Annotated in this window: 13 protein-coding genes; 7 read left to right on the forward strand and 6 right to left on the reverse strand. The window is 75.7% G+C overall.

Features of this window, described 5'->3' with window-relative positions; genetic code table 11:
• The first annotated feature begins 4 nt into the window (after positions 1 to 4).
• The 3 genes from Sya03_RS06715 to Sya03_RS06725 are packed head-to-tail and all read left to right on the forward strand — an operon-like array spanning position 5 to position 3,491.
• Complete coding sequence (locus Sya03_RS06715) at positions 5 to 1,633, forward strand: hypothetical protein (RefSeq protein ID WP_203937311.1); 1,629 nt, start codon at positions 5 to 7, stop codon at positions 1,631 to 1,633.
• Positions 1,630 to 2,520, forward strand: a complete 891-nt coding sequence (locus tag Sya03_RS06720; protein ID WP_203937312.1) for a hypothetical protein — start codon at positions 1,630 to 1,632, stop codon at positions 2,518 to 2,520. Before Sya03_RS06715 ends, Sya03_RS06720 begins: the two co-directional genes overlap by 4 nt.
• Complete coding sequence (locus tag Sya03_RS06725; protein ID WP_203937313.1) at positions 2,520 to 3,491, forward strand: right-handed parallel beta-helix repeat-containing protein; 972 nt, start codon at positions 2,520 to 2,522, stop codon at positions 3,489 to 3,491. The genes Sya03_RS06720 and Sya03_RS06725 overlap by 1 nt, the downstream gene beginning before the upstream one ends.
• A gap of 27 nt (positions 3,492 to 3,518) precedes the next feature.
• On the opposite strand, the gene Sya03_RS06730 is transcribed toward Sya03_RS06725, so the two are convergent.
• The 5 genes from Sya03_RS06730 to Sya03_RS06750 are packed head-to-tail and all read right to left on the reverse strand — an operon-like array spanning position 3,519 to position 8,031.
• Positions 3,519 to 4,694, reverse strand: a complete 1,176-nt coding sequence (locus tag Sya03_RS06730; RefSeq protein WP_239107165.1) for an acyl-CoA reductase — start codon at positions 4,692 to 4,694, stop codon at positions 3,519 to 3,521.
• The gene (locus tag Sya03_RS06735; RefSeq protein ID WP_203937314.1) at positions 4,691 to 5,731 is read right to left on the reverse strand and encodes a LuxE/PaaK family acyltransferase; all 1,041 of its coding nucleotides are present in this window, start codon (positions 5,729 to 5,731) and stop codon (positions 4,691 to 4,693) included. Before Sya03_RS06735 ends, Sya03_RS06730 begins: the two co-directional genes overlap by 4 nt.
• Entirely contained in the window at positions 5,728 to 7,062 is a 1,335-nt protein-coding gene (locus Sya03_RS06740) for an AMP-binding protein (RefSeq protein WP_203937315.1), read from the reverse strand. Before Sya03_RS06740 ends, Sya03_RS06735 begins: the two co-directional genes overlap by 4 nt.
• Complete coding sequence (locus Sya03_RS06745; RefSeq protein ID WP_370872079.1) at positions 7,059 to 7,814, reverse strand: SDR family oxidoreductase; 756 nt, start codon at positions 7,812 to 7,814, stop codon at positions 7,059 to 7,061. The genes Sya03_RS06740 and Sya03_RS06745 overlap by 4 nt, the downstream gene beginning before the upstream one ends.
• A complete protein-coding gene (locus tag Sya03_RS06750; protein ID WP_203937317.1) occupies positions 7,786 to 8,031 on the reverse strand; it encodes an acyl carrier protein in 246 nt (81 codons plus the stop codon). Before Sya03_RS06750 ends, Sya03_RS06745 begins: the two co-directional genes overlap by 29 nt.
• A 186-nt stretch (positions 8,032 to 8,217) precedes the next feature.
• Here Sya03_RS06750 and pseB point away from each other — a divergent pair, with 186 nt between their 5' ends.
• The 4 genes from pseB to Sya03_RS06770 are packed head-to-tail and all read left to right on the forward strand — an operon-like array spanning position 8,218 to position 11,997.
• Positions 8,218 to 9,192 (forward strand): UDP-N-acetylglucosamine 4,6-dehydratase (inverting), encoded by a 975-nt coding sequence (gene pseB, locus Sya03_RS06755; protein ID WP_203937318.1) that lies wholly within the window; start codon positions 8,218 to 8,220, stop codon positions 9,190 to 9,192.
• Positions 9,189 to 10,304, forward strand: coding sequence for a DegT/DnrJ/EryC1/StrS family aminotransferase (locus Sya03_RS06760; RefSeq protein ID WP_203937319.1), 1,116 nt, complete (start codon positions 9,189 to 9,191; stop codon positions 10,302 to 10,304). The genes pseB and Sya03_RS06760 overlap by 4 nt, the downstream gene beginning before the upstream one ends.
• Entirely contained in the window at positions 10,301 to 11,032 is a 732-nt protein-coding gene (locus Sya03_RS06765; RefSeq protein ID WP_203937320.1) for a cytidylyltransferase domain-containing protein, read from the forward strand. The genes Sya03_RS06760 and Sya03_RS06765 overlap by 4 nt, the downstream gene beginning before the upstream one ends.
• A complete protein-coding gene (locus Sya03_RS06770; RefSeq protein ID WP_203937321.1) occupies positions 11,029 to 11,997 on the forward strand; it encodes a PseG/SpsG family protein in 969 nt (322 codons plus the stop codon). Before Sya03_RS06765 ends, Sya03_RS06770 begins: the two co-directional genes overlap by 4 nt.
• On the opposite strand, the gene Sya03_RS06775 is transcribed toward Sya03_RS06770, so the two are convergent.
• Positions 11,983 to 12,303 carry a hypothetical protein gene (locus Sya03_RS06775; protein ID WP_203937322.1) on the reverse strand — a complete coding sequence of 107 codons (321 nt, stop codon included), beginning with the start codon at positions 12,301 to 12,303 and terminating at the stop codon, positions 11,983 to 11,985. The two genes, Sya03_RS06770 and Sya03_RS06775, sit on opposite strands and share 15 nt — an antisense overlap.
• Between the last annotated feature and the right edge of the window lie 3 nt (positions 12,304 to 12,306).

Raw genomic sequence — 12,306 nt, forward strand, 5'->3', positions numbered from 1 at the left:
GCCCATGTGGCTCAAGGCCGACAAGAGCGAGCTGAACCTCTTCCTCGACGCCGCCGAGGTGTACTGGGAGAAGAACCTGCCGCGCCCCGCCGACGACGCCTACGTCGTGGTCGAGGCGTTCCACCAGGACATCCGGGTCACCCTGCGCAACCTGGTGTTCGCCAACGCGCTGCGCCGGCTGCGCCCCGCCCGCCTGGTCGTCGTCACCGGCGTGCAGGCGGACTGGAAGCGCACCCTGTGGAGCGGCTTCGACACCGCGCTGATGACCCGGTTCTGCCGGGCGTTCGGCGCCGAGGACGTCATCGACGTCTACGACCTCGTCGCCCGCGGCGCCCGGCCGGTGGTCGCGGGCCGCGAGCTGCCGCCGGGTGCGCCGATCGATGCGCAGACCCTGCGCGCGTACGCCGACGCCACCTACTGCCGCCTGGCGAAGGTGCCCAGGATGCCGGCCGACCCGCCGGGGTACGCCGAGCGCGCCGCGCTGGGCGCCGGCCTCGCCGAGGTGTACGCCGCCCTGCTCGGCGGCGCCGTCACCGCGCTGGTCACCAGCCACGTCGACTACGACCAGTGGGGGCTCGCCGTCGAGGCGGCCCGCCGCGCCCGGGTGCCCGTCATCCACACCCAGCAGACCGGCTGCCTCAAGGCGTACGGGCTGTACCCGGAGACCGACTCCGGCACCGGCACGTTCCGCCAGGAGCTGACCCGGCACATCGGCGCGGCGTTCGAGGCGGGCGTCTGGTCGCGCCGCGACGAGCTGCGCGACGCCGCCGAGCTGGTGGCGTGGCGGTCCAAGGTGAACCTGGGGCGGCCCAGCTGGTGGCGCGGCGGCGTCACCGCGTCGGTCGACCTGGCCGACCCGGCCGAGCGGGCGCGGCTGCGCTCGCACACCGCCGCCCGGCTGGGCCTGGACCCGGCGAAGCCCATCGTGGCGGTGTTCAACCACGCCGTGTCGGACGCCCTGGGCACCAACGTCGAGCTGTTCGACGACCTCGCCGACTGGTTCTCCCGGACCGCGGACTACGCCGCCGAGCGCACCGACGCGCAGTGGCTGTTCCTCGACCACCCCAGCCAGGCCCTGTACGACGGCACGAAGTTCTTCGCCTCCGTCGCCGCCCGGCACGCGCGGTCGCGGCACCTGGTGTTCCGGCCCAGCGCGTCGCTGAGCAAGAACGCCCTGTGGAGCCTCGCCGACCTGGGTGTCACGGTGCGCGGCAGCGTCAGCAACGAGCTGCCCGCGTACGGCATCCCGGTCATCCAGGCCGGCTGGTCGGAGTGGAGCGCGTGCGGGCTGTCCACCGTGGCGTCCGACGCCGAGGACTACTGGCGGCTGCTCGACGCCGGCATCGCGACCGCCCGCGACGGCGGCGAGCCCGTCACGGAGGAGCAGGTGCGCCGCGCACGGCTGTGGCTGTGGCTGTACCGCAGCGGCACCGACGTGGTGACGCCGCTGGTGCCGCAGTGGGAGGTGTGGCCCGCGAACCACCTGCTGCGCGCCATGCGGGCCACGTTCCGGCACATCGAGAGCGACGCCGACCCGCTGTACGCCGCGGTCGAGCGCATGTGGACCCGCCGCGAGCCGATGCTGACCCGGGTCGACCTGGCCAAGGACCTGGCGATGGATCCCGTGCCGTGATCGGCTCCTGGTTCGGCACCGCCCACGACGTGGCGCCGCAGCACCTCGACCTGCCCGCCGCCGTGACGGGCGGGCAGCACCCGGCCGTGGCGGTCGTCGACAACGTGGTGCGCGGCAGCGGCATCGTCGGCCGGGTCACCGGCGACGCCGGGGCGGTCGCGGTGCGGCTGCGCCCCGGCCCGGAACCGGTGCGGGTCACCGTCGCCGTCTCGCTCGACGAGATCTCCACCCGGTGGTGGGCCGACCGGGTCCGGCCGCCGCGCACCCGCGGCGAGCGGCCCCGGCTGGTGCTGGTGCACTCGCAGGGCGCGCTGCGCGGCGCGCTGGTGCTGGCCCGCGGGCAGGGCTGGCTGCGCGGCGTGCCCGCCGCCGGCACGGTCACGTTCGACCTGGACCCGGCCGAGCTGGCCGACGGCCTGCTGGTGGTCGAGCTGACCCCGGCCGGCGCGCTGCCCGCCGCCGTCGCCGGCCGGTTCTCCGGCAACGACGCCATCGGGCTGCGCATCGACCGCATCGACGCCCGCCCCGCGGCCGGACCGGCGCCGGTGTTCCGGTCGGCGGGAGCCGGCTTCGCCGTCGCCGCGCCCGGCGCGCGCGAGGTGCGCCTGCCGCGCGCCGCCGGGCCGGCCGCACCGCCGCCCGCCCGCGCCCCCGGCAACCGGTGGACCCGGCAGAAGCCCGCCCGCGCCGCCTGGAAGGTGCTGCGCACCGGGCGGCGGGTCGCGTACCGGGGCGCCGCCGTCGTCGCCCGCCCGGCGCTGCCCGCCGCGCCGCACGCGGTGGACCTGGCGACCGGCGCCGACGTGCCGGTCACGGTGGCCGGGCGCGACGCCGGCGGCCTGCACCTGACCCTCGGCCCCGCCACCGGCCCCGTGCTGGTCGGCTGATGCTCACCGGCGACCCGGAGCACAACCGGCGCACCCTGCAGGACCGGCTCGACGGCCCGCCCGGCGTGCTGGAACTGCCGCCCGGCGCCTGGCCCCTCGCGGGCGGCCTGCGGGTGCCGGCCGGCTGGACCGTGCGCGGCCCGGGCGCGTGGCTCGACGCCGCCGGGCCCGGCGACGAGCCGGTACTGCACGTGCTGGGCTCGGACGTCGTCGTCGAGGACGTCGGCGTGCGCCCGGCGCCCAGCGAGCCCGGCGAGCACGGCGGCGACCGGGGCACCGGCGTCACCGTCGGCGAGTACCTGTACGCCGCCCCGCCCACCTGGATCGCGGGGGTCACGCTGCGCCGGGTGCGCGTCGAGGCACCCACCCGGTCCGCCAACGCCGTCGCGGTCATGGGCGCCGTCCGCGGCGTCACCGTCGACGGCGCCGACATCACGGGCGGCCACACCGGCGTGGCCGTGCACTGGGGCGCCGTCGGCGGCGACGTGCACACCGTGCGGGGCCCGACGTACCACCCGCACGACCTGACGATCACCGGTCTGCGGGTGCGCGACGCGGTCGAGGGGTTCTACCTGTCGTCGGTGCACGACGCGGCGGTGCGCGGGGCGTGCCTGTCCGGCGTGGACATGGGGTTCCGGCTGCTGCCCGGCGACAACACCGCCCGGTTCGCGGGGCCCGAGGTGGGCCGCCGGATCACCGTGGAGGACGTGTGCGTGCGCTGGCGCGGCCCCCGGTACGCGGTGCGCGTCGCCGGGTGGGGCCGCAGCGAGATCGACGGCGCGGTCAGCGTCCTGCGCTACGCCGACACGGCCGTGCGCCGCTGCACCCTGCGCCGCGACGCCGGGGACGACGACGTCTCCTCGTGGTCGCCGCTGGTGCTGGAGAGCGTGGCCGGCGTGACGCTGGACGGCGTCGTGGTCGAGAGCCCGTCCGGCGGCCCGTGCTGCCCGCTCGCCGGGTCGTCCGGCTGAGCGGGCGGCTGAGCGGGCGGCACGGCCTCACACCTGCAGGGTGGTCAGCCGGGTGAACTCGCGCGGCAGGTCGTAGCCGTCCCACGCGGCGCTGAACGTGAGCGCCGAGCCGAACGGCACGATCCGGTCGACGCCGCGCCCGCCGAGGGCGGCGGCGAACGCGGCCAGCTCGCCGGCGGCGAAGCCGAAGTGGCTGAACGTCTGGTCCTGCCGGGTGATGACCGGCACGATCTCGGCGAGCGAGCCGACGGTGGCGAACGGGAACGCGCCCGCCCCGAGCCAGCGCCGCGGCAGCACGGCGGTGCCGGTCAGGGTGGCGGCGGTGACGGCGTTGCCGGCGAACGTCAGGGTGTCGGCCGCCCCCGTGGCGGCGAGGCCCAGCGCGTTCACCCGCTTCTCGACGGCCATCGCGGCCTCGATCTGCCAGCCGCGCTCGGCGACGACGTCCACGAGCAGGTCGAGGAACTCGGCGCGCACGGCGTCGGCGGCCGCGGCGTCGCCGACGAGGAAGACGGTGCGCGGCGACGAGCAGGCGGCCTGGTCGAACCAGTACGCGTCGTTGCTGAACCCGACGACGGCGGCGCGCCGCGCGGCCGGGTCCGCCGCCTGCCACCCGGGCACCGACACGGCGGCCCACGAGGTGCGGTCGGGGAACGTCAGGTCGCGCGCGCTCGGCGGCAGCGGGTGCCGGCGGATCGCGGCGACGGCGGCGTCGCCGCCCCAGATGACCCGCAGGTCGCACCACGCGCTGAGCGCCGCGGTGACGGCGTCGTCGCGGCCGTAGGACACCATCCGCTGGGTGCGGGCGATCGCCGGGTCGGCGTCGATGTCGCCCAGCGCCTCCAGGATGACCTGCGCCGCCCCGGCGGCCCGCTCGGAGATGCGCACGACGTTGGCGTTGCCGGCCAGCGCCGACAGCGCCCACGAGTAGACGAAGATGGTGTCCACGTTGGCCGGTGGCACGTGGAAGACGTTGCCGCGCGGGAAGACCAGCGCGCCGTCCACGGCGGCCGACAGCCGGGTCACGGTGCGGGTCAGCTCGGCCGGGCGCAGGAAGTAGCCGAGCGAGCCCAGTTCCGGGTGCGCCCGCGACGCCTTGAGCAGCCGCCGGGAGAACGCCCCCAGGAAGTCGAGGACGCGGGGGTCGCCGACGGTGAGCCGCTCGTGCGGCCAGTCGCCGGTGTCGCCGAACAGGTGCTTCACGCCGCCTCCCGGTAGGTGTCGGAGCAGCCCCGCGCCTCGGCCCGGGGCAGCCGCCCCAGCACCGAGAAGCGCTTGCCGGGCCAGTCGCCGTCGTCGACGCCGTGCACGACGCCCAGGTCCTCGGTGAGCAGCACGTGCCCGGGGTACGAGGTGGGCAGCGTGCTGACCACCTCCAGCAGCCCCGGCTCGCCGGGCGGCAGCTCGCGCCAGGTCACCGGGTCGCGCACGACGACGTCGGCGAAGTCGGGGCAGTACAGCGACCCGCCGGACGGGCCCTCCAGGAAGATGGTGCCGATCTGCTCGACCATGCCGTAGAAGTTGTGCACCCGGCTCAGGCCGGTGTCGCCGGCGAGCCGGCGGCGGAACTCGGCGGGCTCGACGGCCTGGTCCACGAGCTTCTTCCAGCCGCCGGAGTGGATCAGGATGCCGTTGCTCAGGTCGAGTCCGTGGGAGCGGGCCACCTCGTACAGGTGCAGCCACACCAGGTAGGTGAAGCCGAAGACGAGGAACGGCGCGCCGCCGTGCCGGGCCAGGAACTCGCGCAGCGCGGGCAGGTCGGGGTGGCCCGCCTCGTCCAGCGCCCACACGTGCGACCGGCCGAAGGTGGCCATGCCGAGCACCCCGGCGCCGCGGGCGCTGAACGACCGCCGGTCCTTCAGGATGCCCTTGGAGTCGACCAGCAGCATGGGCAGCCGCTGCGGCCCGAGCACGGTCTGCAGGGTGGCGCCGAGCTGCCGGGTCTGCGTGGCGGCGGCGGCCTTGTCGAGGTGGATGCGGCTGACGTCGCCCGTGGTGCCGGACGAGGTGAGCACCTTGAACACCTCGTCGTCGCCGATGCTCTTGAGCTCGTGCTGCTTGAACAGCCGCACGGGCAGCCACGGCAGGTCCGCCACCGACCCGAAGGTCTCGGGCGTGCCGGTGGCGGCGAGCATCCGCGCGTACGGCGGGCAGTGCGCCCGGTGGTGCGCCGTCAGCTCGGTCAGCTGCTTCGTCAGCAGCCGCTCCTTCTCCGCCTGCGGCAACGTGAACACGGTCATGCGGTGGACTCCAGGGCGCGGTAATCGATCTTGCCGGTGGGCAGCAGCGGCAGCCGGTCGACGGCGCGCACGTCCAGGCCGCTGACGTGGGTGCCCAGCCGCGCGGCCAGCTCGCTGCGCACGGCGCGCGGGTCGCCGTCCTCCAGGAACACGCGCAGCCGGTCGTCGCCCGCCACGGCGGCCACCGGCCCGTGCGCCGCGAGGGAGCGCTCGACGTCGTCGAGGTTGACCCGCACGCCGAACACCTTGCCGATGCGCTTGGCCCGGCCGGTCAGGAACAGGAAGCCCTCGTCGTCGAGGTGGCCGAGGTCGCCGGTGCGCAGCACGCCGCCCAGCTCGTCGCCGCGGGCCAGGTCGGCGGCGCTCTCGGCGTACCCCATCATGACGTTGGGGCCGGTGTAGACGATCTCGCCGCCGTCGACGGCGAGCGACCCGCCGGGCACCGGCAGGCCGGCCGAGCCGGGCTTGTCGGCGAGGCGGGCCGGGGGCAGCACGGTCATCCGGGCGGTCGCCTCGGTCTGGCCGTACATGACGTACAGGTTGCCGCCCATCCGGCGGGCGAAGTCGGCCACCAGGTCGGGGTGCAGCCGCCCGCCGGCCTGGGTCAGCGTGGTCAGCGACGGGTGCTGCGCGGGGTCGAAGCGCAGCCGGCGCAGCATCTCGTACTGGTACGGCACGGCGGCGAGCGACGTGGCGCGGTGCGTGTCGACGGCCCGCCAGAACCCGGCCCGCAGCAGGCCCTCGCGCTCCAGCAGCACCGTCGCGCCGCGCAGCAGGTGGCTGTTCAGCACGCTGAGCCCGTAGGTGTAGAACAGCGGCAGCGTGGTCGGGGCGACGGCGGCGCCGTCGATGCCGAGGCTGTCGGCGATCTGCGCGGCGTTGGCGCGCACGGCGGCGCGCGACAGCCGCACCAGCTTCGGGTTGCCGGTGGAGCCGCTCGTGGTGAGCAGCAGCCCCAGGTCGGGGTGCGGCGCGACGCCGTCGCGCCCGGTGCGCAGCCACACCGGCCCGAGGCCGGGCAGGTTCGCGTCGCGGTAGCCGGCGGGGGCGGCGCCGCGCACGCCGGTGACCACGGCGGGCGCGAAGCGCTCCACCAGGCCGGGCAGCGCGGGCAGCGCCGGGTCGAGCAGGGCGACGGCCCGCCGGGCGGCGAACGCGCCCAGGTAGCGCACGACGCCGTCGACGTCGGTCGGGGTCAGCGCGAACACCGGGCCGGGGGCGCGCACCGCGCCGAGGGTGTCGGCGGCCGCGGCGACCAGGCCGGACAGCTCGCCGCCGGCGACGACCCGGCCGGTCTCGGCGTCGACGAGCCGGGCGGACGGGTGGATCACAGGACCACGCCCCCGTCGACGCCGAGGACCTGCCCCGTCACGAACCGCGCCTGCGGCGACAGCAGGAACGCCACCGCGTCGGCGACCTCGGCGGCCTCGCCCAGGCGGCCCAGCGGGGTGGCGGCCACGACCCGCTCTCGCCCGGCGTCGTCCAGGCTGGACAGCATGTCGGTGGCGATGTAGCCGGGCGCGACCGCGTTGACCCGGATGCCGCGCGGCCCCAGCTCCTTCGCCGCGGACCGGGCCAGGCCCGCCACGGCCGCCTTCGAGGCCGCGTACACGGCCTGGCCGGGGGCGCCGGCGACGCCGGTGACCGACGCGAGCAGCACCACCGCCGGGTCGGCGCCGCGGGCGAGCAGCCGCACCGCCGCCTGCAGCGTGTGCGCCGCGCCGGCCGCGTTGACCGCGAACAGCCGCTGCACCGTCGCCGCGTCGGTCATGCCGAGCATCCCGGCGGCGTGCGTGCCCGCGTTGACGACCAGCGCGTCGAGCCGGCGGAAGTGCTCGAACGCCGTGCGCACGGCCGCCGTGGCGGTGGCCGGGTCGGCGATGTCGCCACCCACCGCGACGGCGGTGACGCCGTACGTCTCGGCCAGCGCGGCGGCGGGCTTGTCCGGCGGCTCGGAGGCGTGCAGGACGAGGTCCGTGCCGTCCGCCGCCAGCCGCGTCGCGACCGCCAGGCCGATGCCGCGGGAGGCGCCGGTGACCAGCGCGGCCCGCGCCTCAGTCACGGAATTCAATCCCGTGTTCACCGAGAATTCGCACGGCTTCCTTGAAGCTGGACAAAGCGATGACGTCATCGGTGTCGATCATCACCGAGAATTCATCTTCGATGGCGGCCACGAGCGACATGTGCGCCAGCGAATCCCATTTCTCGTTGTCCTGGTAGCGCAGGTCGTCGACCTCGGCGTCGGGCGGCAGGTCCAGGGACGTGCGGAACGCCTCGCGCAGTCTGCGCAGCTCAGTCATGGTGTGCTCTCCGAACGGGTGGTCAGGGGTGTCCACCTTCCCGCAGCGATGCCGACGCGGGGGTCAATCGAAGCTGAACGAAACGTGAATTGCGGCGAACGCTTTTCCGGAAGGCGTGAAACCGTCTCGCCCGTGACTATGCTCCGATTCCGTTGTTGACTGCCGGACGTGGGGAGCGTCGAAGTCGTGAGTGTTCTATCCGGATCGTCCATCCTGGTCACCGGCGCGACCGGGTCCTTCGGCCGCGCGTTCCTGCGGCACGCGCTCGCCGAGCTGGACCCGCAGCGCGTCGTCGTCTTCAGCCGCGACGAGCTGAAGCAGTACGAGGTGCGCCAGCAGTTCGGCGACGACCCGCGGCTGCGCTTCTTCATCGGCGACATCCGCGACCGGGTGCGCCTGGCCCGCGCCATGCACGGCATCGACCACGTCGTGCACGCGGCCGCGCTCAAGCAGGTCGACACCGCCGAGTACAACCCGAGCGAGTACGTGGCCACCAACGTCGACGGCTCGCAGAACGTCATCGACGCCGCCATCGACGCCGGGGTGCAGCGGGTCGTCGCCCTGTCCACCGACAAGGCGTCCAGCCCGATCAACCTGTACGGCGCCACGAAGCTGGTCGCCGACAAGCTGTTCGTGGCCGGCAACCACTACGCCGCCCACCACCCGACCCGGCTGGCCGTCGTGCGCTACGGCAACGTGATGGGCAGCCGCGGCTCGGTGGTCCCGCTGTTCCGCCGCCTGAACGCCGAGGGCAAGAGCCTGCCGATCACCGACAAGCGGATGACCCGGTTCTGGATCACGCTCGACGCGGCGGTGCGCTTCGTCGTCGACTCGTTCGACGTCATGCAGGGCGGCGAGCTGTTCGTGCCGCGCATCCCCAGCATGCGCATCCTCGACCTGGTCGAGGCGGTCGCGCCGGACGCGCCCACGCACGAGGTCGGCATGCGCCCGGGCGAGAAGCTGCACGAGGAGATGATCGCCGGCGACGACAGCCGCCGCACCCTGCGCTTCCCGGACCGCTACGTGGTGCAGCCGGTCGTGGCGAGCTGGGGCTACCAGACCCCGCCCGGCGGCACCCCCGTCGAGGACGGCTTCAACTACCGCTCCGACAACAACGACCTGTGGCTGGGCGTCGAGGAGATGCGGGAGCTGCTGCGGTGATCCCGTACGGACGGCAGAGCGTCGACGACTCCGACGTCGAGGCGGTCGTCGCCGCGCTGCGCAGCGACTGGCTGACCACCGGCCCGCGCGTGGACGCGTTCGAGGCGGAGCTGGCCGCGGTCGCGGGGGCGCCCTGCGCGGCGGTCAGCAACGGCACGGCGGCGCTGCACACCGCGTACGCCGCCGCCCGGGTCGGCCCCGGCGACGAGGTGGTCACCACGCCGATGACGTTCGTGGCGACCGCCTCCACGGCGGCCATGCTCGGCGCGACCGTCGTGTTCGCCGACGTCGAGGAGGACACGGCGAACCTCGACCCGGCCGCCGCGTCGGCCGCCACGACCGCCCGCACCCGGGCGATCACGGCGGTGGACTACGCCGGCCACCCCGCCGAGTACGACGACCTGCGCAAGGTCGCCGACAGCGCGGGCGCGGTGCTCATCGCCGACGCCGCGCACGCCATCGGCTCGGCGTACCGGGGCCGCCCGGTGGGTTCGCTGGCCGACCTCACCACGTTCTCGTTCTTCCCCACGAAGAACCTGACCACCGGCGAGGGCGGCGCGGTCGCCACCGCGGACCCGGCGCTGATGGCGCGGGTGCGCCGGTTCCGCACGGTCGGCATCGAGCGCCGCGAGCTGCGGTACCCCGACGAGGGCGGCTGGCACCAGGAGGTGCCGGAGTTCGGCCTCAACTACCGGCTGCCCGACGTGCTGTGCGCGCTCGGCAGCTCCCAGCTGCGCCGGCTCGCCGCGTTCAAGGCGCGCCGCGCCGCGCTCAGCGCCCGCTACGACGAGCTGCTCGCCGGGGTGCCCGGGCTGCGCCTGCCCGCCCGCCGCGCCTGGGCCGACCCGCTGCGCCACCTGTACCCGGTGCGGGTGCTGGGCGGCCGCCGCCGCGAGGTGTACGACCGGCTGCGCGCCGCCGGCATCGGCGTGCAGGTCAACTACATCCCGGCGTACTGGCACCCGGTCTTCGCCGACCTGGGCTACCGCCGCGGGATGTGCCCCGTCGCCGAGGCGTTCTACGCCGAGCAGCTGTCCCTGCCCCTGTACGCCGACCTCACCGACGCCGAGCAGGACCGCGTCGTGGCCGAACTCCGAAGGATCCTGTCGTGACCCGCACCCTCGGCATCGTGCAGGCCCGCACCGGCTCCCACCGGCTGCCCGGCAAGGTGCTGCGCCGCCTCGGCGGCCGGACCGTGCTGGAGCGGGTGGTGCGCGCGGCGGACGCGTCCGGCGCCGTCGACGAGCTGGTGGTCGCCACCACCGTCGAGGCCGCCGACGACGCGGTCGCGGCGGAGTGCGCCCGGCTCGGCGTGACCTGCGCCCGCGGGCCCGTCGACGACGTGCTGACCCGCTTCCTGGACGTGCTCGACGCGCACCCCGCCGACGCGGTGCTGCGCTTCACCGCGGACTGCCCGCTGCTCGACCCGGCGATCGTGGCGCGCGCGGCGGCCGTCTTCCACGCGGTGCCCGGCCTGGACTACCTCACCACGTCGCTGGCCCGCACCCTGCCGCGCGGCCTGGACGCCGAGATCGCCCGCGCCGACGCCCTGTACGCCCTGGACGAGCGGGCCACCGGCTACCACCGCACCCACGTCACCTCGTACCTGTACACCCACCCGGACGAGTTCGACGTGCTCGGCCTGACGCTCCAGCCGGACCTGTCGCACCTGCGGCTGACCCTGGACACCGCCGACGACTGGCGGCTCATCGAGGGCGTCGTCGCGGCGCTCGGCGACGACCCCGTCCCGCTGGGCAAGGTGGCGGCGTGGCTGGCCGACCGGCCGGAGCTGGCGGCGGCGAACGCGCACGTGCGGCAGAAGGAGCTGGCGCAGGCGTGAGGGTCGGCATCCGCTGCGACGCCGGCGGCCTGCGCGGCGTCGGTCACCTGGTGCGCTGCGTCGCGCTGGCCGAGGAGCTCGCGGCGCGCGGCGCCGCGGTCACCTTCTTCGGTGAGGTGGACCTGCCGTGGGCCGCCGGCCAGCTGACGGCGCGCGGGCTGCCGCTGCGGCCGCCGGGGGAGCTGGCCGGCGACGCGGTGGTGCTGGACTCGTACACCCTCGACCCGGCGGTCGGCGCGGGCCTGCGGGCGGCCGGGGTGCGCACCTGCGCGATCGTCGACGGCGACCTGCGCGGCCAGGTCGCCGACCTGTACGTGGACCAGAACCTCGACGCTGAGCTGCTCGCCCCGGCGCTGCCGCCCGGCGCGACCCGCCTGGCCGGGCTGCGCTACGCGTTGCTGCGCACGGCCGTGCGCGAGCGGCGCCCGGCCGCGCCGCGGGCCGCCCGGCCGGGGCCGCCGCGCGTGGTGTGCTTCTTCGGCGGCACCGACGCCTACCGGGCCGCGCCGGTGCTGGCCCGGCTGCTGGCGGCCACCGGCGCGCCGTGCGACGCGACGATCGTGGCGGCAGACGCCTCGCTGCGCGCCGAGCTGGCCGCCGTGCCGCCCGCGCCCGGCCAGGCGTTCACCGTGGTGGACCCGACCGACGAGCTGCCGGCGCTGCTGGCGGCGGCCGACCTGGCGGTCAGCGCCAGCGGCACGTCGACGTGGGAGCTGCTGTGCCTCGGTGTGCCGGCCGCGCTGGTCTGGGTCGTCGACAACCAGGAGCTCGGGTACGACCGCACGGTCGCGGCGGGCCTGGCGGCGGGCCTGGGCCGGCTCGGCGCCCTGGAACCGTCGGCGGTGGCGACGCTGCGGGCCCTGCTCACCGACCCGGCCGCCCGGGCCGCACTCGCCGCGAAGGCGTTCGGGGCCGTCGACGGCCGGGGGGTCGAGCGGGTCGCCGACGCGCTACTGCAGGGGTAGGCCGCGGCGGCGGGCGATGGCCTCCACCGCCTCCTTGGCGTCGCGCAGGCCAGCGCCCGTCCGGTCGCGGTAGGCCTTCACCGCGTGGATGAACTTGCCCTCGGCGAGCAGCCGCTCGACGTCGTCGTGCCGCTCCTCCGGCACGGCGACGCCCAGGTGCGCCAGCACGAGGTCCAGCTTGCGGTCGATGTCGGCCTGCCGGCGGGCGACCCGGCGCAGCTCCTCGTCGCGGCCGCCGCGCCAGGTCGACGCGATGAGCCCGATCAGCAGCAGCACCAGGGCGATGCCGGTGAGGTTGTCCCACATGGC

The organism is Spirilliplanes yamanashiensis, from assembly GCF_016863475.1.
In the GTDB taxonomy this organism is placed as follows: Bacteria; Actinomycetota; Actinomycetes; order Mycobacteriales; family Micromonosporaceae; genus Spirilliplanes; species Spirilliplanes yamanashiensis.

Excerpts from the sequence above, each read along its gene's own strand:
- Sya03_RS06725 (WP_203937313.1), top strand. The coding sequence starts at position 2,520 with ATGCTCACCGGCGACCCGGAGCACAACCGGCGCACCCTGCAGGACCGG.
- Sya03_RS06715 (WP_203937311.1), top strand. The coding sequence starts at position 5 with ATGTGGCTCAAGGCCGACAAGAGCGAGCTGAACCTCTTCCTCGACGCC.
- Sya03_RS06775 (WP_203937322.1), bottom strand. The coding sequence starts at position 12,303 with ATGTGGGACAACCTCACCGGCATCGCCCTGGTGCTGCTGCTGATCGGG.
- Sya03_RS06735 (WP_203937314.1), bottom strand. The coding sequence starts at position 5,731 with ATGACCGTGTTCACGTTGCCGCAGGCGGAGAAGGAGCGGCTGCTGACG.
- Sya03_RS06750 (WP_203937317.1), bottom strand. The coding sequence starts at position 8,031 with ATGACTGAGCTGCGCAGACTGCGCGAGGCGTTCCGCACGTCCCTGGAC.